Source organism: Methanosarcina barkeri str. Wiesmoor, assembly GCF_000969985.1.
GTDB classification, from domain to species: domain Archaea; phylum Halobacteriota; class Methanosarcinia; order Methanosarcinales; family Methanosarcinaceae; genus Methanosarcina; species Methanosarcina barkeri_B.
Window position 1 is genome coordinate 1,261,660 of the sequence record NZ_CP009526.1, and the last position, 23,135, is coordinate 1,284,794.

Here is a 23,135-nt window from a genome sequence, read left to right on the forward strand (position 1 = left end):
GGTAAAACTCCTTTTAATGAAAAACGGCTACTTCCTTGAGGTGCTGAATAGGGCAGAAAAATGGTTTTAGTTCAGGTTTTTTTGTTTGGTATAGTATTCAAATATGAAAGACTTGAAACTGATAAGAATGTATTATTCAGCAAAAATGCAATAAAGAAAAAGTATTAAGTAAACAAATTATCTGCCAAAAGTGAATTGCAAGAAACTCTGTTACTCTATTTGTGAACTACCACTCATCTAAAGACTGAGTGTCTTCTTGGTTCATTCCTCCCTCTATTGAGGGCAAGTCCCCAAGCTCTTCCCCGCGTTCCGCAGGTGTTATAATCCAATTCGATTTTGATCTATGAGAGCAAATTTCTTGATATTGATAGCGGCATTTATATCTCTATCATGTTTTGTTTTACAGTCTGGGCAAGTCCATTCTCTATCTTTTAATGTCAAATATGAATTATGATATCCACAAACATGACATACTTTAGAAGATGATTCAAATTGCCCAATTCTCAGGATGGTTTTTCCGTACCATTCAGTTTTATACTCTAGTTTTGTTACAAAACTGCTCCATGCGGAATCACTTATAGCCTGTGCCAAATGATGATTCTTGACCATTCCTTTAACATTCAGAGTTTCCAGAGCTATTGCTTGGTTTTCGCTTATGAGTTTAAAAGAGAGTTTGTTCTGGAAGTCGTTCCTCTGATTAGTTATTTTGTCATGTAGTACAGCAAGCCTATGTTTGGCTTTTACCCTGTTCTTAGAACCGTTCTGTTTCCTTGATACTCTTTTTTGAAGAACCTTTAACCTGTTCAAAGAGTTTTTCAGGTAGTTAGGATTCTCAATCGTTTCTCCTGTGGAAAGTATAGCAAAATCTTTAATCCCGACATCTAGACCCACTGTAGTAGATTCTGAATACTTCTGTTTTGTAGGAAGTTCGTTCCCATCTTCAACAAGGATACTAATGTAGTAATGTCCTTTACATGTCCTTGAAACAGTAGCTGTTTTAAGCTCGCCCTCAAACTTCCTGTGAAAAACTGCTTTAATTGGTTCTATTTTAGGGAGCTTAACTGTGTTGTTTTCAAAGTCTACGGAGTAGTGTTGAGGTACAGGAAAAGATTGAATTGGGTTTTTCTTAGATTTGAACTTAGGAAAGCCGTTCTTCTCTCGGAAAAATCGAGTGAAGGCAGACTCAACCTGCTTAGTCATTCCCTGCAATGATTGAGAATTGACTTCTCCTAACCATTCATTAGAAGCTTTCAAGACGGGAAGCTTTTTGTTTAAGTCAAATCTGGAAATTGATTTTCCTGTTTGTTCGTAAGTTTTAATTTTTTGATCCAACGCCCAATTGTAGACAAATCTACAGCTACCTATATGCTGATTCAATTGAACAGACTGCGTAGGTGTAGGATAGAGTCTAAATTTGAACGCTTTCATCATACAGAGTAGTATACTCTTTAACAATATATAGAGTTTTTGGTAAATAAGAAATGCGAGACAAGGAATCATAGCAAGTTTTTGTTAATGTATCATATTATCTTTGTTTGCAAATACCGAAAAGTCGCACTTGAACCGATTAGCGAAGAACTTAAACAAATTATGTATGACATTTCAAAAGAGTCAAATTTTGAAATTCTTGAAATGGAAACAGACAAAGACCATATACATTTCCTGATTAAGAGCGAGCCTAAAGTCAGTGTTTTGTCAATTGTCAGAAAATTGAAACAAGAATCTACGAACAGGTTATGGAAAACACAAAAAGAATATCTGGAAAAGTATTATTGGGGTGAAAATACGTTATGGAGTGAGGGATATTTTGCGTCTACAATCGGAAATGTTAGTAAAGAGGCGGTAGAATATTATATACGAAATCAGGGTTGAAGTTGACGCTTATATCCCCTAAGCTAAAGACTTAGGGGTTTTACGCTTATTCATATAAAAACCCGTTATGAAACCTTATATTCTTTGTGTGAATATTTTAAAAAAATTAAAAGTTGTCTCAAAGCCGACAACTGTTTAAGCTCTAAAAAGTATATAGGGCTATAATCTGTAAACAGAATCTAAAAAGCATATAGGTATAATCTTTAAACAGAATTTACGGTTCTGTTTTCTATGCAATTTAAATTCGTTTTTGCTTACAATTATTTAGTCATTACTACTAATCCAACAATTTTGTTTCCAGAATACCAGACTTTAACCTGGAAGGTATCAGGATTAGCGAATGCATTTTGTACAGAGGTTTCAATACTGCTGGATGGTTTGGATAAGTACCTCCAGTCATTGCCTGCATAGAGCCAAAGAGCTTTTGTATTGGAGGAAGGATAAGCCTTCAGTTCAAGCCAATATTCTGTTGCTATGGCATTCTTCACAGCTGTTGTAGATACTGATTTTTGCGATAAGACAGGGGCTGTTGTCTGCTGACTGCTTGAGCTCAGACCTACTCCCAGATGTTGAGAAGATGCCGCACTCAAGACCGATGGAACCGCTGCAAGGATTAAACACACCACTAAACCTGTTATTATAAGACGATTTTTTAACATCTATTGCACCTCAAACTATTTCTATGCTGTTATTTTCCATACACATCGTGTTACAATGTTTGTTTTTTCTCGAGAATATGCGCATATCAAGAAAAAGATTCTAAAAATAAACCCCGAGACATATTTCAAGTATTTTTAATACTTACCAATGTTATATTTATAGTCCACATATATGATACTTTTGACACCATTTCCAAATTTATGCAACCGCGTGCTAGAATCAGGTACATGAGAGTTTATTAAAACTGACAATTTCAGATAGCTTAATGATTTCACTTTTTGTTTTGTAATTCAACTGTAAATTCCATACTCGGTAACGTTTTAGGCAAGCATATTTCATATAAAGTCGACCCGTGTCAACAGGATTGGTATTATCTGGGGGCAGTATTGCTGTAGACAGGACCAAAACAGTTGAATATGTGTTAACAACCGGGAAATATCCTGAAAAAAGTCCAGGCAGTAAAATGTACTGCTACCAGTAAAATGAAATTTTAAGAAGATCACGCAGTGCAATAATAACTTAAATCATGGTTTCTTCGAACCCGTACTATTCGGACACGGCTGGAAGGTCTATCTGGAATACGCCTGTTTTTACTAAAATGCCCATATTACTCTAGAAGACACATAAATAAATAGTTCTAAATAGTAAAACGAGTGCAGTTAAATATATATTGAATAAAAAATAAAATATAGATGCTCATGCAAAAAAGGATTATCTATGGAATTGATATTGCCCGGGGCTCTCCCAGGGCAAGAGAACTTCCCAGGTATGCACTTGCTATCCTTAAGGATGGGGAAGTTTTCCATCACAGTATGCTCCGTCGCCAGAAAATCTTTAATATGATCCAGAGGGAAAAGCCGGAGATAATAGCTGTTGACAATATTTTCGAGCTTGCAGCCGACCGACGCGAGCTTCTTTCTCTTATGGAAAAGCTGCCTGAGGGCGTTAAACTTGTTCAGGTTACAGGTGGGCTGCATCCTGAACCACTTGTAAGGCTTGCACGGAAACACGGTTTCTCTTTTGATCCCGAAAACCCGAATGATGAAGCCGAAGCATGTGCCCGCCTTGCAGATATGGGAGTTGGGCATGAGGTTTCCCTTTTTGAAGATATTACTAAAATTAAAGTCAGTAGAGCCCGTTCCCTGGGGAGGGGAGGCTGGAGTCAGAACCGGTACCGCAGGAAGGTACATGGAGCTGTGTTGCAAAGGAGCAGGGAGATTGAGAATGTTCTGAAAGACCTTTCTCGGGAAAAAGGCATCAGGTTCGAAACCGTAAACGTAAAAGGTTTCGGAGGCTATGTCAGGTCTGAATTCACCGTCTATGCAAAACGTGGAGAGATACCGATACATCCAATGGCAAGTAACGATGCTCAGGTAAGCGTAAGAAGTGTTGAGCGCGATAGAATCCGATACGTCCCCCTCAAACCGAAGAACCAGAGACGTAAGTTTACAATTGTGGGAATCGATCCGGGAACAACCGTGGGAATAGCGATTCTCTCTCTTGACGGAGAGCTTCTTTACTTGAAAAGCTCCAGGGGAATAGCTCCTGATGAAGTTGTCAAACTTATTGCCGAATACGGAAAACCTGCGGTTGTTGCCAGCGATGTAACTCCAATGCCGGGTTCAGTTGAGAAAATCCGAAGAAGTTTCAATGCTGTACCTGCAAGTCCTGGTATTGAGGTTTCTGCCGAGGAAAAAATAGCGCTTGGAAGGACTTTTGGCTACTCTAATGACCACGAAAGGGATGCACTGACTGCTGCTCTTCTCACCTACAGGAGTTATAAAAACATATTTTCCAGGATTGAAAAGAAAGCTCCTCAAAATGCAGATCTTGAGCTGATAAAGTTCTATGTTATCCGTGGAGCTTCGATAGAAGCAGCAATTGAGAAAGCTCGGGCATCAGGTGAGACTGAAAAGCCAAAGCCAAGAGAACATGCCGAAAAGCCGGAGGACAGGGCAGTTGACGAATCTCTCCTGAAAATGAGGGAGACTGTCCAGCGGCAGAGCGAGCAGATTCAGAATCTTCAGGAATATCTTGAGGAATTAAAGAAAGAACTGATTGCAAAAGACCGAAAAATCTCAAAGCTTGAGTCAAGGTTAAACAGCTTCAAAAAGGAAGCTTACAGTGAAATTCGGAAATCAAAAGAAATCAAGATCAGGAACGAGACCATTGCAAACCTGAAAAAAGAGGTCAGTCATAAAAGCAAAACTGTAAAGGAGCTTCGGCGCAGAAGCAACAAGCTGCGTAAAATCCAGAAGATGGAGGTCCGTGGCGAAGGTACGGCTGTCAAAGTTATTGCTGCCTTTACTAAGGAGTCCATTGCCGAAACAAAGGAAAAATACGGGCTTAAGACAGGTGATGTAGTTTTCCTTGAAAACCCAAGCGGAGGCGGAACTGCAACCGCTCAGATCCTTGTAGAAGCCGGAATTCGTGCCGTACTCATCCCTGAGGATATTTCGCACGCAGCCGAGGAAACCTTCTTCAAAGGTGATGTGCCGGTCTTAAAGAATATCCCGCTTGAAAGGGCTGAAGACTTTGCAATGGCCGAACCAGAAACCCTTAAAGCCGCAATTGCAGTCTGGGAAACTGAAGCCGATGCAAGACGCCACAAAGCCAAACAGGACGAACTGCAGAGCCTTTTTGACGAATATAGGAGTGAAAGACGCAGGGGCCTGGTTTAAAAAGGTCCATTTTAATAATTTCGTGTCTGTCCCATATTTTTCTTGCATAAAACTTACCTCTCTCGAGATGGGATTTTGGAAGCACCTCTTTTTTAAGCAATAAATTCAATCTGAATCAACATGTCAGATCCCATAAATGAACATGCTAATGAACCTGCCAGCTTTCCAATTAAAGAGCATTTCCAGCTTAAGGAAACCATAGTTACCATTGCAGCCGATAACCTGGCTCATATTGAAGCCGCAAAAGAAGCGATACGCATCCATAGGGCAGCCCTTGAGACTTACATTTTTTCCGATCCTTATTTTCAGCTCACTCTCGAACCTTACGAATGCCCGGAAAATGCCCCTGAGGTTGTAAGAAGGATGGTAAAAGCAGGAAACACTATGGGCATAGGGCCAATGAGTGCGGTTGCAGGCACAATTTCGGCTCTTGCAGTAGAATCAATGGTTAAAGCAGGAGCAAAGTATGCTATTGTTGATAACGGCGGGGATATTGCACTTATCAATGACAGACCTGTTGTAGTAGGGATCTATGCAGGGCAGTCTACTATTAAAAACCTGGGGCTGGTGTTCGAACCCAGAGGCTCGATTACAGGCGTATGCACTTCAGCAGGGACAGTTGGCCCTTCAATTAGCTTTGGGATGGCAGATGCGGCTGCAGTATTCTCGGACGATGTTTCACTGGCGGATGCGGCTGCAACGGCTCTTGGAAATGAGGTAAATATAGGAAAGGAATCTGTGGAAGCTTCTTTCAAAGCCGTAAAGGGAATTCCAGAAATAAAAGGGGCACTTGTTATCCAGGGAGAATATATTGGCATGTGGGGACAGGTGCCAAGGGTTACAAGGGCAGATGTCAGGTATGAGTATATAACTAAAGCGTGATTATCCGATGCTCACCTTATGTGATTATCTGGTACTCTCCTTACATGATTATCTGGTGCTATCCTTACACGATTATCTGGTGCTATCCTAATAATTAGCTGGTTTTATGTTTAAGAATTATGTCTTTTTATGAAATTATGAAATATTGATAGGCGTTGTCACAACTGCTTGAAATCTTTAGAAAAATTGGCAGCTCGGAAAAATTCTTAAAGTTATAAAATTAATAAGGTAACAATTTATCGTTAGTGTGTTTGTTTCGTAACATCGTTACTTGATATAAGTTACAGTTTAGATGAATGATGTTACAGCTACTTTTGTAACTCGATTTTGAACTAAGTCGGTTTATCCTGAAAACACAAATTAGATGACTTGAAATTGCTAAAACCGCAGGGAGGTAAATACATGTCTAAGAAAATCCTGATCTTAACAGGTGATTGCGCCGAGGACTATGAGGTGAAAGTACCCCAACAGTCACTCCAGATGCTGGGCTACCAGGTGGATATAGCGGCACCCAACAAAAAAACGGGGGATGTGCTGCAACTGGTCGTACACGACTTCACCACGCTCGACACCTATATTGAGCTTCCGGGGCATCGCATCCCGGTAGATGTTTCTGTGTCTGAAGTAAAAGCAGATGATTATGCAGGTCTGGTCGTTCCGGGAGGCAGAGCCCCTGAATACATTCGTATGTATGATGAGACCATTAAACTCGTACAGGATTTCTTTGCGGCTGGCAAGCCTGTAGCAGTCATTTGCCATGGACTGCAGCTTTTGGCAGCGGCTAAAGTCCTGGAAGGCTATAAGGTAACATCATATCCGGCATGTGCTCCGGAATGTCGGTTAGCCGGTGCTAATTGGCAGTCCGAATCGGTAATTATAGACAAAAACCTGGTAACAGCTCAAGCGTGGCCCGATCACCCAGCCTGGTTAAGAGCCTTTGTTGAACTGCTCGGTGCAAGCATAAGCATCTAAGTAAGGGTTAAATGATTTTTTGCAGGATGGATTTATCCAAAACCCATCCTCAAACTTACTTTGCTCTTTATCTTATTTATGTTATAGAAGATGGAAGCATTGGAGTTTAAAGATATACTCTATTACACTCAAGATATACTCTATTACACTCAAGATATACTCTATTACACTCGACTGCATTTTTTAAAAGTGTTTATTTTTATATTTCTAAATGTTTAACTTAATTTTCTTAATTTTAAATTTAGAAATTTGGATTTGACATTGATTATTTGACTTATTTATCTTTATTTTGGAGAGGGTGACTATCGGGAAATCGAGACATTATTAAGAATCGGGGCAAAAGTCTCAAGTTACCCGGAAATAAAAGAAATAAAATTGAATTTTTGGCCTTACTTTTAAAAAGTTGAGAATTCTCGTACATATATTTTTCCAGCAAAATTGGGAAAAATTTGGTTGAAATTCGTCACGAAAGAAATAATTTTAGCTTAAATGTCTAGTAATTGTGAAAGAAAAAACCTCTTCACCATAAACTATTTATAGAATAGCTGGAATTAGAGGGTTGCACTGGTGTGAGAGGTGCTCCCTGATGCAGCGGGGCAGCAGGGTAGCATGAAAAACCAGGTGTAAAAAGTAATATGAAAAAAGAAAAGCAACTGGGCCCGTAGCTCAGTCAGGCAGAGCGTCTGGCTTTTAACCAGACGGCCTAGGGTTCAAATCCCTACGGGCCCGCCATATTCTTAATTATACCCGATGGAAAGGCCATCCACGGGGAAAATCAATCTGACAAATTTTTTGAATACTTTATTTTTGGAGGAAAGGATTTGACAAAATTCAGCCTGCTCGACCATGAGTCGGTCCCTAAACATGAAATCATGCCTGAAGGCGAGTTGAAGTCTGTTTTAAGCAAGTATTCTATTGAAAAGGAGCAACTTCCGAAAATCAAAGTGCATGATCCTGTTTGCAAAGAAATTGGAGCTGTTGTCGGAGACGTGGTGAAAATCACAAGAATAAGTCAAACTGCAGGGGAGGCAGAATACTACAGACTTGTGATCGAATAAGCGGAGGGGAGTAAACCGCTTGTATGATCAAATTTTCTTTACGGAATACCTTTTTGAATTCCATGCACCATCGTATGGCAAAACTCAACAGTTACACACCGATCCAAGGATCAGAATCTCTTGATTTTCATTTTAATAAAGCAAAGAGGGTGCTATCATCGCGTTAGAAACAAGTATACTGTCGCAGGCTTATTTTACACGGGACAAGATAGTGCAGCACCATATAGACTCGTTTAACAAGTTTATAGACTACGGGCTGCAAAAAATCATAGATGAACAGAAAATAATAGAAACCGATATCGAGGATACCTACCTCAAACTTGGAAAAATTCGGGTAGAGCATCCTGTGGTAAAGGAAGCTGACGGGGCAATCGAAAAACTTTATCCCAACGAGGCAAGGCTCAGGAACCTCTCATACTCAGGCCCTCTCTACCTCGAAATGAGCGTGGTAAAAGAGGGAATTGAGTCCGAACCAATGGAAGCAAAAATAGGACAGCTCCCTATAATGGTCAAATCTAAGATCTGTAACCTTCCAGGACTTAGCGAAACCGAAAAAGTTCGCTATGGGGAAGATCCACTTGACCCTGGGGGATATTTCATTATCGGCGGCACCGAAAGGGTGGTTATGACCCTAGAAGATCTCGCTCCTAACAAAATTCTTGTAGAGTATGGGGAGAGGTACGGCGACACTATAGAAGTTGCAAAGGTTTTCTCACAGAAACGCGGATACAGAGCTCTAGTAATCGTAGAAAGAGGAAGAAAGTCTCTGCTCGAGGTTTCTTTCCCGTCGATTTCAGGCCGAGTATTCTTCATTACTCTTATGAGAGCTCTTGGGATTGTAACTGACGAAGATATTGTAAATGCAGTTTCAAGTGATCCCGAAATTATAAAGTTCATGCTGGAAAACCTTGAAGAAGCCGAAGTCGAAACCCAGGACGAAGCAATCGAGAAAATCGGGGCCCGGGTCGCTGCAGGCCAGGCTAAGGAATACCAGATAAAAAGAGCAAACTATGTTATTGACAGGTACCTGTTTCCCCATCTTGGAAACGACATGAAAGACAGAATCTCCAAGGCTCACTTCCTGGCAAGAATGGCTGAGTCCTGTTTCGAGCTGGCCCTGGGCAAGCGTTCGGAAGATGATAAAGACCACTATGCAAACAAAAGACTGAAACTAGCTGGAGACCTGATGGAAGACCTCTTCAGGGTATCTTTCAACAGGCTTGCAAGAGACATAAAATACCAGCTCGAACGCGCAAACATGAGAAACAGGGAGTTAAATGTCGCAACAATAGTCAGGGCCGATGTGTTAACTGACCGCCTGCAGCACCCACTGGCAACTGGAAACTGGGTTGGAGGAAGAACAGGTGTGTCCCAACTCCTTGACAGAAACGACTATATCTCCACGCTTTCTCATCTGCGCCGGGTAATTTCACCTCTTTCACGAGCTCAGCCTCACTTTGAGGCCCGAGACCTGCATGCAACCCAGTGGGGAAGGCTTTGCCCTTCGGAAACTCCTGAAGGTCCAAACTGTGGTCTGGTGAAAAACTTTGCCGAGATGGTTGAACTTTCAACAGGTATAGAAGATATCGATGGGATTAAGAAAATCCTCCATGACCTGAACGTCGAGCGCGTGGTTGTAAAGGTACCGGAACTCCCGTCCAAAATGAAAGAAACATTACTTGATGAGTTCGGAGAAGAGATTGTTGAAGAATACGAAGAGCCTTCGGAAAGCGAAAGCAAATTCAAAGATGATGAGTTTTACGATTACTCAGATATGGACGATTCCGGATCAATGTTCGGTGATTGAGGGGGCGATGTCAGATGACTAAAGCAAAAGTATTCATAAACGGGGAGCTTGTCGGGACCCACGATAACCCTGCGGAGCTTGTAGACGAGCTCAGAAAGATGAGGCGGCAGGGTTTCATATCCAGACAGGTTAATGTCGCTCTTAATAGCAACACAAGAGAAGTAATTATAAACTCCGATATGGGCCGAGCAAGAAGGCCACTTATAGTTGTGGAGAACGGAGCTCCCAGGGTAACCGAAGAGCACGTAGAGAAAATTAAGAACAAGGAAATCACCTTTGATGACCTGGTAAAAGAAGGCTGTATAGAGTATCTCGATGCCGAAGAAGAAGAAAACGCCTACATCGCACTCTATGAAGCTGACCTTAATTCAAAGCACACTCACATGGAGATTGATCCTGAACTTATTCTTGGGATCTCTACGGGAATGGTGCCTTATCCTGAACATAATGCATCTCCGCGTAACACCATGGGTGCAGCCATGATCAAACAGTGTATTGGGGTTGCAACCGCAAACCAGAAGCTCAGACCTGATACCCGGGCCCATGTCCTTCACTACCCTCAGAGGGCAATGACCAGAACCAGAACCTCGGAAGCAATAGGTTTTGACGACAGACCTGCGGGACAGAACTTCGTGGTCGCGATTCTCTCTTATGAAGGGTATAATATTGAAGATGCCCTGATTTTCAATAAAGGCTCAATTGAAAGAGGCCTCGGGAGAAGTCACTTTCTCAGAACTTTCGAAGGGGAAGAACGAAGGTATCCGGGTGGACAGGAAGATAAGTTCGAGATTCCTGACTCCGAATACCGTGGAGCGCGTAGTGCAGAAGCCTATGCAAACCTGGATACAGACGGGCTTGTAAATCCCGAAACCCCGGTTGGCCCCAATGATGTACTTATCGGAAAAACCAGTCCACCAAGGTTCCTTGAAGAACCGTCAGACTTCGGGATTTCAGTCGAGCAGAGGAGAGAAAGCTCGATCACAATGCGGTCAAATGAAACCGGAATTGTTGACACTGTAATTCTGACCGAATCCATTAATGGAACCAGGCTTGCCAAAGTAAAGGTAAGAGATGAAAGGATTCCTGACATAGGGGACAAATTCGCTTCAAGGCATGGGCAAAAAGGAGTTATCGGCCTGAAAGTCCCGATTGCAGATATGCCGTTTACGGAATCCGGCCTGACTCCGGACCTGATGATCAACCCACATGCAATTCCTTCCCGTATGACTGTAGGTCACGTCCTGGAAATGATTGGCGGAAAGGTAGGTTCCATGGAAGGCAGACGAGTTAATGCAACAGCTTTCTCAGGAGAAAACGAAGAAGACCTCAGAGAAGCTCTGAAGAGGCATGGGTTTGCTCATACCGGAAAAGAGGTCTTCTACGACGGAGCTACCGGCAAGATGATCCCTGCAGATGTCTTTGTTGGGGTTATTCTCTACCAGAAACTGCACCACATGGTCACTTCGAAGATGCACGCACGGTCTCGTGGGCCTGTACAGGTACTTACCCGCCAGCCAACCGAAGGCCGAGCCAGAGAAGGTGGTCTCAGATTCGGAGAAATGGAGCGTGATGTGCTGGTAGGACACGGAGCTGCCATGTCGCTAAAAGAGAGGCTGCTCGACGAGTCAGATAAGGTTGTTGAACTTGTCTGTTCTCACTGTGGAATGATTGCAACGTATGACAAGCAGCGAAATGTCGCTTTCTGCTCAACCTGCGGGGCTGACACGGATATATACCCAGTGGAGATGAGCTATGCATTCAAGCTGCTGCTGGACGAAATCAAATCCCTGGGAGTTGCGCCCAGGCTTAAACTTGAAGATGCGGTATGAGGTGAGACAGATATGGCAAATGTACCTCCAATTCCGAAAAGAATTTCTTCTATTAAATTCGGCTTACTGTCTCCAAAAGAGATCCGTAAAATGAGTTCAACTCCGATCATCACAGCCGACACTTACGACGATGACGGATTTCCAATTGACATGGGGCTTATGGACACGAGGCTCGGAGTTATTGACCCAGGGCTTCGCTGCAAGACATGTTCAGGGCGAGCAGGTGAATGTCCTGGACACTTCGGGCACATCGAACTTGTCGCCCCGGTAGTCCATGTTGGTTTCAATAAAGTAATCCGAAAACTTCTCAGGGCTACCTGCAGGAAATGCAGCAGGCTACTGCTTGACCCTGCACAGAAACAGCATTTTCTGGACCAGCTTATAGGCATTGAGGAAATCGGACATATGCCCGATGACCTGATTAATGAGGCTTATAAGGAGGCCAGCAAAGTAAAGACCTGCCCTTACTGCAATGAGGAACAGCTGGAAATTAAATTCGAAAAACCCACTGAATATCTCGAAAATGGGGAGAAGCTGACTCCTACCGAGATAAGGGACCGTTTTGAGAATATCCCTGACGACGACATCCGGGTTATCGGGATGGACCCAAAGAATGCAAGGCCTGAATGGATGATACTTACAGTTCTGCCTGTACCACCTGTTACAGTTCGTCCTTCGATTACCCTTGAGTCCGGGCAGCGTAGTGAAGACGACTTGACCCACAAACTCGTAGATATTATCAGAATTAACCAGCGCTTCCAGGAAAACAGGGAAGCTGGTGCTCCTCAGCTCATTATTGAGGACCTCTGGGAACTCCTTCAGTATCACGTTACAACCTTCTTTGACAATTCTGTCTCAGGGATACCTCCTGCAAGGCACAGGTCAGGCAGACCCTTAAAAACCCTTTCCCAGCGTTTAAAGGGCAAGGAAGGACGTTTCAGAGGAAGTCTCTCGGGTAAACGTGTTAACTTCTCGGCTCGTACGGTAATTTCTCCGGATCCAAACTTGAGTATTAATGAAGTAGGGGTTCCTATGCCCATTGCACGGATCCTTACAATGCCCTCGGTGGTAACACCAAGGAATATAGAGCAGCTCAAAATTTACGTGCGCAATGGGGAGGATATACACCCAGGAGCGAACTACGTACTGCGTCCTGACGGCAGGCGTATAAAAGTTACCAATGTAAACAAAGATGACCTTGCCGAAAAACTGGAGTTCGGATGGACAGTTGAACGCCAGTTAAAAGATGGAGATATTGTACTCTTTAACAGACAGCCGTCTCTGCACAAGATGAGTATTATGGCTCATTCTGTGAAGGTGCTTCCGAATAAGACTTTCAGGCTGAATCCTGCTGTATGCCCTCCATATAACGCTGACTTTGATGGGGATGAGATGAACATGCACGCCCTTCAGACCGAAGAGTCCAGGGCTGAGGCAAAGATCTTGATGCAGGTTCAGGAAAACATTCTTTCTCCACGTTTCGGCGGTCCTATTATAGGTGGGATCCATGACCATATTTCAGGACTTTTCCTGCTGACACGTTTTGAGAACCACATCTACGCCGATGACGCTTATGATATGCTCCGGAAGAGCAATATCCGAGAGCTGCCTTCCCCTGCAGGATACGATCCCGATGGAAAGCCCTACTGGACAGGAAAGCAAATCTTCAGCCAGATCTTGCCTAAAAACCTTAATACACAGTTTGCAGCCCAGGTCTGCTCGCACTGTGACATCTGCAAGAAAGAGGAGTGCCCGAACGATGCCTATGTGGTAATCCGGGACGGAGAGCTCATTAAAGGAACGATAGACGAGGCCGCCATCGGAGCATTCAAAGGAAAAGTTCAGGACCGTATTATCAAGGAAATAGGCCCTGAAGTCGGAGCTCGCTTTATAGATAATATGACCATGCTTGCAGTTAGGGCTATTATGCGGACAGGCTTGAGCTTCGGAATTGCTGATGAAGATATTCCGAAAGAAGCCAGGATCCAGATCAATGAAGTCCTCGGCAAAGCTGAAGATGCTGTGCAGAACCTCATCAAGTCTTATCAGAATAAGGAGCTTGAACCTCTTCCTGGAAGAACCCTCGATGAGACAATCGAAATGAGCATCATGCAAAAGCTTGGAAAGGCCAGAGACGAGACAGGTAACATAGCAGACAGCCATATGGGGCTTGAAAACTCGGCAGTTATCATGGCCCGTTCTGGGGCAAGAGGTTCCATCCTGAACCTTACTCAGATGGCAGCCTGTGTTGGTCAGCAGGCCGTGCGTGGAGAACGTATCCGCAGAGGATATGCAGGCAGGACATTACCCCATTTCCAGAAGGGAGACCTTGGTTCGGACGCTCACGGGTTCGTAAAGGCAAGCTACAAGAGCGGACTTAATCCAACTGAATATTTCTTCCATGCAATCGGTGGTAGGGAAGGTCTTGTGGACACTGCGGTCAGGACATCACAATCAGGGTACCTGCAGAGAAGGCTTGTCAATGCGCTCCAGGACCTGGAAGTTCAGTACGACCTCACGGTCAGGGATACCAGAGGTGTGCTCGTGCAGTTTAAATTCGGAGAAGATGGGATTAACCCCACAAAAAGCGATTTCAGCAAACCCGATACAATCCATAGGATTGTCCGTTCTGTAGCAAACCGGGAGGTGGCCTGATGAGTATCAGTGAAAGTACAATCGATAGTATGATAAAGGACCTGCCTCTCCCTTCGAATATCCTTAATACTCTAAGAGAGGATGTCATCAAAGCCGGAGTAAGTAAGAAGGAAATGGAAGAGATTATAGAACAGGTAATGGAAGAATATCGTAGCTCGTGCATTGAGCCCTGTGATGCTGCCGGTGTGGTTGCAGCCCAGTCCATAGGGGAGCCGGGTACTCAGATGACAATGCGTACTTTCCACTATGCTGGTGTGGCCGAGATTAACGTTACTCTCGGTCTTCCCCGTCTTATCGAAATTGTGGATGCTCGAAAAATTCCGAGTACTCCTATGATGACAATTGCTCTTTCTAAAGAGAATCCTGAAGATTATGCTTACGACAGGGAAAAGACAAGAGCCCTTGCCTGGGAAATTGAAGCAACGAAAATCGATCACATTGCTGACGTGACCACTGATCTTTCCCAGATGAAATTGATAATTGACCTGCACGAGAAGGCGATGGAAGGCAGGAACATTACTATAGATCAGGTAAAAGAAAAGTTCAACGAAGAATTGAATGTAATGGTTACCATTTCCCCGGATATAGATAACCAGATTATTATTGCCCCGGGAGAACCTTCTTACAGGGAGCTTCTTCAGCTTGCAAAAAGTATCCATAATGTCACTCTGAAAGGGATAGAAGGGATCAAGCGTGTGGTAGTTCGTAAGGAAGGGGAAGAATACACACTATATACTGAAGGTTCGGCCCTGCGTGAAGTGCTTCAGTTCGATGGTGTGGACAAGACAAGAACAAGTACAAATAATATTAATGAAATTTATGAAGTGCTTGGGATCGAAGCTGCAAGGAATGCAATTATCAAGGAAGCAACAGACACCCTGCGCGAACAGGGTCTTACTGTGGACATCCGGCATATTATGCTCGTTTCCGATCTCATGACCTGTGATGGAGAAGTAAAACAGATCGGAAGACACGGAATTTCAGGTGAAAAGGCAAGTGTCTTTGCCCGTGCGGCTTTCGAAGTTACGGTAAATCATCTGCTGGATGCAGGGATGCGCGGTGATGTGGATCAGCTCCAGGGGGTCACGGAAAATATTATTGTTGGCCAGCCTATCCGTATGGGAACTGGAGACGTGCACCTTATAACCAGAAGAAGAGAGGAAATTGAAGAAGCAGTAGAAGCGGCAGCGGCAGAAGCGGCAGCGGCAGAAGCAGCAGAAGCGGCAGAAGCAGCAGAAGCGGCAGAAGCAGCAGAAGCAGCAGAAGCAGCAGAAGAGTGAAGGTTTCAAGGTAAAAACCCGAAATTCAACCTATAATTATTTAAATTCGTAGCCTGATAGAAGACCAGTTCAGATCAGGTATACATTACCTTTACAAAACTCGGAAAATCCTGATGCAGAAACTTGAGCCTGCGAAGCTCATAACCAGAAAATAAATATAAGGCATCAGGTATTTAGAGTACCATATATTCACCGAGCTTGGAAAATCTTTATTAGGAACGAGATAGAGTAGACGAGCTCATTTGAGACAGAGTTGATGAAAATGAAGATCAATGTTGATAAATCTCTTATCAAGGCTGTGAAAACAGGAAAAGTAATAGTTGGAGCCAATCGGACCATGGATGCAGCTGCAGATGGCTCTGCAAAAATGGTGGTCCTGGCATCAAACTGCCCCGAAGAAATTAAAACGAAAGTTCAGGAAACAAATGTCCCTGTACTGGAATACGAAGGCACAAGTGTAGAACTCGGGCCTGTATGTGGTAAGCCCTTTACGATTGCGGCCATGGCAATCCTCGATGTAGGAGAATCCGATATCTTGGCTGCTACAGTTTAACAAAAGGAGTTGGCAACGTCTTGGGTGAAATAAGACTTACTGCAGAAAGCATCCAGTACATTGCGTTATTTGAAAATATGACAAGAGCTAAAATCCTCGACTGTATTCCTGAAGAGGAAAGGCTCGTATATGTCGTAAAACAGGGTGATATGGGACTTGCTATAGGCAGAAATGGGGAGAATATAAACCGTGTTAAAAAGGCTCTGGACAAACCAATTGAACTTGTGGAATATTCAGATGAACCTGTCACCTTTTTGAAGAACGCCTTCGGACCTGTGTCCGTGAGTTCAGTAAACATTATAAACAAAAATGGCAAGCGATTAGCTTATGTAGAGGTACCCAATAAAGAGAAGGGGCTTGCCATAGGCCGTAATGGTAAAAATATAGAAAAAGTAAAGATGCTTGCCCGTCGTCATCACAATATAGAAGATGTGATCCTGCAGTAATCTAACTTAATTTACATTGATCCATTAATCCGGCGTTGAAGGACAATCTGGCATCCAGTATGCCTCTAGAAAACTGAGATCAATTTTTAATTTGGAGAAATTAACAATGGCTAAAGGAAAATATGCAGCTAATATTCTCAAACAGACCAGGAAAAATGCCCGCTGGAAAGATACATCCTACGGCAGGCGAGTTCTTGGGCTGAACGTGAAAGCCGATCCGCTAGGTGGTGCACCGCAGGGTCGGGGTATTGTGTTAGAAAAGGTAGGAGTTGAAGCAAAGCAGCCAAACTCAGCTATCCGCAAGTGCGTAAGAATTCAGCTCATTAAAAACGGGCGCCAGGTAACTGCTTTTTGTCCAGGGGACGGCGCAGTGAATTTCATTGATGAGCACGATGAAGTGACCGTGGAAAGGATTGGAGGCCGCATGGGTGGTGCTATGGGTGATATTCCGGGTGTACGCTTCAGAGTAACTGCCGTAAACAACGTGTCCCTGAACCAGATGGTCATCGGCAGATTGGAAAAACCCAGGAGATGATTTTCTTGAAGATATTTGGCAAATGGGATCCGACTGAAGTTGAAGTCCGAGACCTAGGTATTAAGCGCTATGTCAGTCTCACTCCTGTTATTGTTCCTCATAGCAGTGGAAAGCATGCCAGGCAGCAGTTTAACAAATCAGAGATTTCTATCGTAGAACGTCTGGCAAATAACCTGATGAGAACCGAGATTAACACAGGAAAGAAACAGAAGACTCTCCGTGCCGTTGAAGAAGCTTTCGACATCGTGAGCAAGAAAACCAAGCAGAACCCTATCCAGGTGCTTGTGGATGCTATTGCCAACGCGGGTCCCAGGGAAGAAGTAGTAAGGCTGAAATACGGCGGAATCTCCGTGCCAAAAGCAGTAGATACTGCACCACAGAGGCGTGTGGACACAGCTCTGCGCTACATCAGTATGGGAACCAACAATGCAGCTTTCAAATCCAAGCGCTCGGTTGCGGAATGTCTGGCAACTGAATTAATAGGCGCTGCAAATCGTGACACGAAGTCTTTCGCTATTAATAGAAAGGATGCAAAGGAAAGAGTAGCAAAGGCAGCACGCTAATCGCTTATGCGGGTTGCCTCGATATAAAAATTATAGATCTAGATTATATTTGTTTAAAAGGTATTAGCATGGGACGAAGGAAGAAGATGGTCGAGCGCGTAACGATGCTCATGAATGAACCGACAAAAATTAGAAATATCGGGATTGTTGCGCACATTGACCACGGAAAAACTACATTATCGGACAACCTGTTAGCCGGTGCCGGCATGATTTCAAAGGAACTTGCAGGCAGACAGTTATTCATGGATTCCGACGAAGAGGAACAGGAAAGAGGGATCACTATCGATTCCTCTAACGTTTCCATGGTTCACAATTTTGATAATGAAGACTACCTGATTAACCTGATCGATACTCCCGGACACGTTGACTTTGGCGGTGACGTCACTCGTGCCATGAGAGCCGTGGACGGAGCTGTTGTTGTCGTGGATGCAGTCGAAGGTACAATGCCGCAGACCGAGACCGTGTTAAGGCAGGCACTCAGGGAACATGTTAGACCTGTACTTTTCGTTAACAAAGTAGACAGGCTAATCAATGAGCTTAAGGTCGATTCCCAGGAAATGCAGATCCGTCTTGGAAAAGTCATTGACCACGTGAACAAGCTCATCAAGAACATGAACCCTGAAAAATACAAGGAAGGCTGGAGAGTCGATGCTGCAGCTGGAACTGTTGCTTTTGGGTCAGCTCTTTACAACTGGGCAATCAGTGTGCCCATGATGAAGAAAACCGGGGTCTCTTTTAAGGACGTATATGATTACTGTAAAGCCGGAGACATGAAGTCCCTGGCAGAAAAGTGTCCTTTGCACGAAGCTGTTCTTGATATGGTTATTCACTTCCTGCCAGACCCTATTGAAGCCCAGAAGGACAGGGTAAAGGTAATCTGGCATGGAGACGAGAACTCCGAAATCGGAACTTCAATGACCCATGCAAATGCAGACGGAGACCTTGCGTTCATGGTGACTGACATTTCAGTTGACCCACACGCGGGCGAAGTTGCAACAGGAAGGCTGTTCAGCGGTTCTTTTAGCCGTGGTATGGAGGTCTTTACTTCAGGGACTGCAAAGAAAAGCAGAGTCCAGCAGGTCAGTATCTTCATGGGTCCGGAAAGGCTTGAAGTGGACAAGATTCCTGCAGGAAACATTGCTGCAGTTACCGGTTTAAAAGAAGCAATCGTTGGGTCCACAGTTACAACCCTTGATGGAATGGAGCCTTTCGAAAGCATTAGGCACGTGAGCGAACCTGTGGTGACTGTGGCTGTGGAAGCAAAGCATACCAAAGATCTGCCCAAATTGATCGAAGTGCTCAGACAGGTTGCAAAGGAAGACCCGACTCTTCAGATAACTCTTGATGAGGAAACCGGGGAACACCTTATGGCAGGTATGGGAGAACTTCACCTTGAGGTTATTGCCCACAGGATCGAAAGAGACAAGAATGTGGAAATTACCACAAGCAAGCCAATTGTCGTTTATAGGGAAACCATTAAGAAGAAGATCGAACCTGTAGAAGGAAAGTCTCCAAACAGGCATAACAGGTTCTATATCTATGTGGAACCCCTTGATCTTGAGATTGTCAGTGCTATCAAGTCCGGTGAGATCCATATGAATCTGCCCGAGCTTGAGCGCAGGCAGAAGCTCATTGATCTCGGAATGGAAAAAGAAGAAGCAAAAGGTATTGTCGGGATCTTCAATTCCAATATCTTTATTGATATGACCAAAGGTATCCAGTACCTGAATGAGACAATGGAACTCATACTTGATGGGTTTGAGGAAGTCATGCGTGCAGGCCCGCTCACAAGGGAGCCTGTAGCAAACGTGAAATGCGTGCTTGTAGATGCAAAGCTTCACGAAGACGCAATTCACAGAGGTCCGGCTCAGGTTATTCCAGCTTCAAGGCAGGCAATTCAGGCAGGCATGCTTATGGCAGATGACACTCTGCTCGAACCTTATCAGAAGGTTTTTGTTCAGGTGCCCCAGCTTTTAATGGGTGGTGCAACAAAGGAACTGCAGGGCCGCCGTGGAATTATTCTTAACATGAGTACGGAAGGAGACCTGGCAATTATCGAGGCCAGAGTGCCTGTAGCTGAGATGTTCGGATTTGCAGGTGAGATCAGGTCTGCAACTGAAGGACGTGCTATGTGGAGCACTGAATTCGGAGGCTTTGATATTGTGCCTACCAGTATTCAGAACGACATTGTAGGCCAGATTAGAGAAAGGAAGGGCTTGAAGAAAGAATTGCCCAAGGCTTCTGACTTCCTTTCAATATAAGCGGAACCTCTTCCGCTTTTCCTTAATATTTTATGGATGTACCTATCCTCAGACAGGATAGAAAAGAGTACCCGGACCGATCTGGAAGGGAAGAGTATCCCTATTGGTTCGGGAATACGGCTAATCGGAAAACTTTAAAATAAGATATGCCTATATTGGGAAAAGCAGTCCAGACCACTGGTAATTTACAAAGCGGCGGTTCAAGAAAGTATCCGGAAAAGGAAAACTGGCAATATTGATCGGATAAAGGAATATAGAAATGATGAGTCAATATTGAGATCCGCCCTAATCTTAATATAGTAAATATTTGATATACGAATGAAACTCATCCAGAATTACAGGAGATTATAATATGGCAGCTGATAAACCGCACATGAACTTAGCAGTGATTGGTCACATTGACCACGGAAAATCAACATTTGTAGGACGCTTAATGTACGATGCAGGAGCTGTACCTGCACACGTTATCGAGAAGTATAAGGAAGAAGCAAAGCAGAAGGGCAAGGAATCCTTCGCCTTCGCATGGGTTATGGACTCTCTTAAGGAAGAGCGTGAAAGAGGTATCACAATTGACATCGCTCACAAGAGATTCGACACAGACAAGTACTATTTCACAGTAGTAGACTGTCCAGGCCACCGTGACTTCGTAAAGAACATGATCACAGGTGCTTCCCAGGCTGACGCTGCTGTCCTTGTTGTTGCAGCTCCTGATGGTGTAATGGCCCAGACCAAGGAACACATTTTCCTTTCCAGAACCCTTGGCATCAACCAGCTTATTGTTGCAATCAACAAGATGGATGCAGTTGAATACAGCGAGAAGAGATACAAGGAAGTTGTCGAGCAGGTCTCTGGTATCCTTAAGATGATCGGGTTCAAGCCAGGCGACATTCCATTTGTCCCAACCTCTGCATTCTACGGTGACAATGTTGTGAACCACAGTGAGAAGACCCCATGGTACAAGGGAGTGACTATGATGGAAGCTCTTAACAACCTCAAAGTACCAGAAAAACCATCCACCCTTCCTCTCAGGATCCCTGTGGAAGATGCATACACAATTTCCGGTATTGGAACCGTGCCTGTAGGCAGAGTCGAAACCGGTACCATGAAGAAGGGCGACAAGGTAGTCTTCATGCCAGGCGGAGCAGCCGGTGAAGTAAAATCCATTGAGATGCACCATGAAGAAATTCCACAGGCTCTTCCAGGAGACAACATTGGCTGGAACGTTCGTGGTATCGGCAAGGCTGATGTCCGCAGAGGAGACGTTTGTGGCCATACTGACAACCCACCAAAAGTAGCTGATACGTTTGTAGGACAGATTGTCGTTCTGCAGCACCCCTCAGCAATCACTGCCGGATACACTCCTGTCTTCCACGCCCACACTTCCCAGATCGCATGCCAGCTGATCGAGCTTAACAAGAAGCTGGACCCGAAGAGCGGGCAGGTAAAGGAAGAAAACCCGACCTTCCTTAAGGCCGGAGATGCAGCAATCGTTACCATCAAACCAACAAAGCCGATGGTTATCGAGCCAGTAAAAGAAATTCCACAGCTCGGCAGGTTTGCTATCCGTGATATGGGTATGACCATTGCCGCCGGCATGTGTATGAGTGTTAAACAGAAGTAACACTCTCCTTTTTCATTTTTTAAGGAGAAAAAAGGTATGCAGAAAGCTAGAATTAGATTGTCAGGCATCAGTCCCAAAGATCTGGATGGAGTCTGCAATCAAGTAAAATCTATTGCGGAAAGAACAGGAGTTAACATTTCAGGGCCTGTTCCGCTTCCTACAAAGAAGCTTGTAGTTCCCACAAGAAAAAGCCCGAGCGGAGACGGAACTGCAACCTGGGACCACTGGGAGATGCGTGTACACAAGCGTCTCATCGATATCGCAGCAGATGAAAGGGCACTTCGCCAGCTTATGAGAATTCAGGTTCCTAAAGATATCAATATTGAAATCGTACTCGAAGGATAATCGAGAAATAGAGACAGGCTACAGAAATCTTCTGTATCCGGTCTTGCAAACTTCTTTTCCACTTATTTACTTTAGAATAGATTATTTTCCTCAGTATAAATTTATGAGGAATCTGCCGGCGGCTGTCAACTCCGAAGTTCTTCCCGCCAGCGTTTCTACAAATTTTGTCTTCTTGTAAATCTGATCTTGCTTAGATATGGGCTTGCAGATATTTTCCTTAATGGCATCTTTTTTTTACTCATTTTTCCTTTATTTTACCTTTTTTCCCTTATTCCTCTTTTTCTTTATTTAGGACCAACATTTCACTACGTAGAGTATACCCTAACCGATAATAAAAGTAAAACAAAAGAAAAAGTAATAGTGGATTTGCCATTTTCAACTATAGTAGACTTTAATAAATCAAATGGAAGTATCCCTGCAGATGAAGAATACTTTTTTAAATACTATTTTAACAACACATATTTACAACAACAGGAAGAAATGAGAAAACAAAATGCAAATACACAATGGAATATCTTAGAAAAAGAAATGGCCAACTCCTCAAATTATTCTTTATCTTCCACCAGTATACCATGGACGCTTAGATTAATCATTGATGTGCCAGGTTATATCTGGCGCAATGGTTGCTCTCCAACTGCGGCTGGAATGGTACTAGGATATTGGGACGTCCATGGATATCCTAACTTTCCAGGTGAAACTACACTAATAGACGAATTAGTGAATGCAATGGGTACATCATATAAATGGCCATTTGGAGATGGAGCAACTTGGCCGTGGCGTGTTAATGATGGTATATTATCTGTTTGTAGAAATCATCATTATAATAACTTTCAGGCAAGTGAGGATGTTACAGTTTCATGGGCTGAGATAAAAAACGAGGTGTATGCAGATAGACCTTTCGTACTTAGCATGCTTAACGGTGGAACAGGTAATGGTCATAATAAAGCCTATAATCATCATAGTGTTACTTGCATGGGATGTCTTGATGGAGATCAAGATTACGTTTATATAAAGGATACATGGGATAGAGATATTCACTTCTTGGCCTATCGTGACTGGACCGCAGTTATGGCAGTATGGGTGAGACCTTAATCACCCATTACATTTTTATACTG

19 protein-coding genes and 1 tRNA gene are annotated in these 23,135 nt (G+C 43.7%); 18 read left to right on the forward strand and 2 right to left on the reverse strand.

All coding sequences use genetic code 11. The features are described from left to right. Positions 1-318: 318 nt before the first annotated feature. Positions 319-1,431, reverse strand: coding sequence for an IS200/IS605 family element RNA-guided endonuclease TnpB (tnpB, locus tag MSBRW_RS05485; protein WP_011308601.1), 1,113 nt, complete (start codon positions 1,429-1,431; stop codon positions 319-321). Between the two features lie 27 nt (positions 1,432-1,458). Here tnpB and tnpA point away from each other — a divergent pair, with 27 nt between their 5' ends. Further along, entirely contained in the window at positions 1,459-1,872 is a 414-nt protein-coding gene (gene tnpA / locus MSBRW_RS05490) for an IS200/IS605-like element ISMba17 family transposase (RefSeq protein ID WP_268990311.1), read from the forward strand. A gap of 260 nt (positions 1,873-2,132) precedes the next feature. On the opposite strand, the gene MSBRW_RS05495 is transcribed toward tnpA, so the two are convergent. Beyond that, positions 2,133-2,498: a hypothetical protein gene (locus MSBRW_RS05495; protein ID WP_155398123.1), complete on the reverse strand. Its 366-nt coding sequence runs from the start codon at positions 2,496-2,498 to the stop codon at positions 2,133-2,135. 726 nt (positions 2,499-3,224) lie between these two features. On the opposite strand from MSBRW_RS05495, the gene MSBRW_RS05500 reads away from it, so the two are divergent. The 17 genes from MSBRW_RS05500 (at position 3,225) to MSBRW_RS05580 (ending at position 23,112) form a co-directional block, all read left to right on the forward strand. Further along, positions 3,225-5,213: a DUF460 domain-containing protein gene (locus MSBRW_RS05500; RefSeq protein ID WP_011308598.1), complete on the forward strand. Its 1,989-nt coding sequence runs from the start codon at positions 3,225-3,227 to the stop codon at positions 5,211-5,213. Positions 5,214-5,333: 120 nt separating this feature from the next. Continuing rightward, positions 5,334-6,095 carry a UPF0280 family protein gene (locus MSBRW_RS05505; protein WP_011308597.1) on the forward strand — a complete coding sequence of 254 codons (762 nt, stop codon included), beginning with the start codon at positions 5,334-5,336 and terminating at the stop codon, positions 6,093-6,095. A 402-nt stretch (positions 6,096-6,497) separates the two neighbouring features. Then, the gene (locus tag MSBRW_RS05510) at positions 6,498-7,067 is read left to right on the forward strand and encodes a DJ-1/PfpI family protein (RefSeq protein WP_011308596.1); all 570 of its coding nucleotides are present in this window, start codon (positions 6,498-6,500) and stop codon (positions 7,065-7,067) included. Between the two features lie 655 nt (positions 7,068-7,722). Continuing rightward, positions 7,723-7,799 (forward strand) — tRNA-Lys (locus MSBRW_RS05515). A gap of 89 nt (positions 7,800-7,888) precedes the next feature. Beyond that, positions 7,889-8,125 carry a DNA-directed RNA polymerase subunit H gene (locus tag MSBRW_RS05520; RefSeq protein ID WP_011308595.1) on the forward strand — a complete coding sequence of 79 codons (237 nt, stop codon included), beginning with the start codon at positions 7,889-7,891 and terminating at the stop codon, positions 8,123-8,125. 211 nt (positions 8,126-8,336) lie between these two features. Beyond that, positions 8,337-9,932, forward strand: a complete 1,596-nt coding sequence (locus MSBRW_RS05525; protein ID WP_011308594.1) for a DNA-directed RNA polymerase subunit B'' — start codon at positions 8,337-8,339, stop codon at positions 9,930-9,932. A 14-nt stretch (positions 9,933-9,946) separates the two neighbouring features. Beyond that, on the forward strand, positions 9,947-11,761 hold the full coding sequence (gene rpoB, locus MSBRW_RS05530) for a DNA-directed RNA polymerase subunit B (RefSeq protein ID WP_011308593.1): 1,815 nt from the start codon (positions 9,947-9,949) through the stop codon (positions 11,759-11,761). A 12-nt stretch (positions 11,762-11,773) separates the two neighbouring features. Beyond that, positions 11,774-14,416 (forward strand): DNA-directed RNA polymerase subunit A', encoded by a 2,643-nt coding sequence (locus MSBRW_RS05535; protein WP_048136530.1) that lies wholly within the window; start codon positions 11,774-11,776, stop codon positions 14,414-14,416. A gap of 29 nt (positions 14,417-14,445) precedes the next feature. Continuing rightward, on the forward strand, positions 14,446-15,696 hold the full coding sequence (gene rpoA2 / locus MSBRW_RS05540) for a DNA-directed RNA polymerase subunit A'' (RefSeq protein WP_463510128.1): 1,251 nt from the start codon (positions 14,446-14,448) through the stop codon (positions 15,694-15,696). A 256-nt stretch (positions 15,697-15,952) separates the two neighbouring features. Then, complete coding sequence (locus MSBRW_RS05545) at positions 15,953-16,249, forward strand: 50S ribosomal protein L30e (protein WP_011308590.1); 297 nt, start codon at positions 15,953-15,955, stop codon at positions 16,247-16,249. A gap of 20 nt (positions 16,250-16,269) precedes the next feature. Further along, on the forward strand, positions 16,270-16,695 hold the full coding sequence (locus MSBRW_RS05550) for a NusA-like transcription termination signal-binding factor (protein ID WP_011308589.1): 426 nt from the start codon (positions 16,270-16,272) through the stop codon (positions 16,693-16,695). Between the two features lie 106 nt (positions 16,696-16,801). Beyond that, on the forward strand, positions 16,802-17,230 hold the full coding sequence (locus MSBRW_RS05555) for a 30S ribosomal protein S12 (RefSeq protein WP_011308588.1): 429 nt from the start codon (positions 16,802-16,804) through the stop codon (positions 17,228-17,230). Beyond that, entirely contained in the window at positions 17,227-17,793 is a 567-nt protein-coding gene (locus MSBRW_RS05560; protein ID WP_048103085.1) for a 30S ribosomal protein S7, read from the forward strand. The genes MSBRW_RS05555 and MSBRW_RS05560 overlap by 4 nt, the downstream gene beginning before the upstream one ends. Positions 17,794-17,861: 68 nt before the next feature. Next, positions 17,862-20,054 (forward strand): elongation factor EF-2, encoded by a 2,193-nt coding sequence (locus tag MSBRW_RS05565; RefSeq protein ID WP_011308586.1) that lies wholly within the window; start codon positions 17,862-17,864, stop codon positions 20,052-20,054. A gap of 352 nt (positions 20,055-20,406) precedes the next feature. Beyond that, the gene (tuf, locus tag MSBRW_RS05570) at positions 20,407-21,675 is read left to right on the forward strand and encodes a translation elongation factor EF-1 subunit alpha (RefSeq protein ID WP_011308585.1); all 1,269 of its coding nucleotides are present in this window, start codon (positions 20,407-20,409) and stop codon (positions 21,673-21,675) included. 36 nt (positions 21,676-21,711) lie between these two features. Next, positions 21,712-22,020: a 30S ribosomal protein S10 gene (gene rpsJ / locus MSBRW_RS05575; protein ID WP_011021276.1), complete on the forward strand. Its 309-nt coding sequence runs from the start codon at positions 21,712-21,714 to the stop codon at positions 22,018-22,020. A 186-nt stretch (positions 22,021-22,206) separates the two neighbouring features. Next, complete coding sequence (locus MSBRW_RS05580) at positions 22,207-23,112, forward strand: C39 family peptidase (protein WP_011308584.1); 906 nt, start codon at positions 22,207-22,209, stop codon at positions 23,110-23,112. Positions 23,113-23,135: the final 23 nt, after the last annotated feature.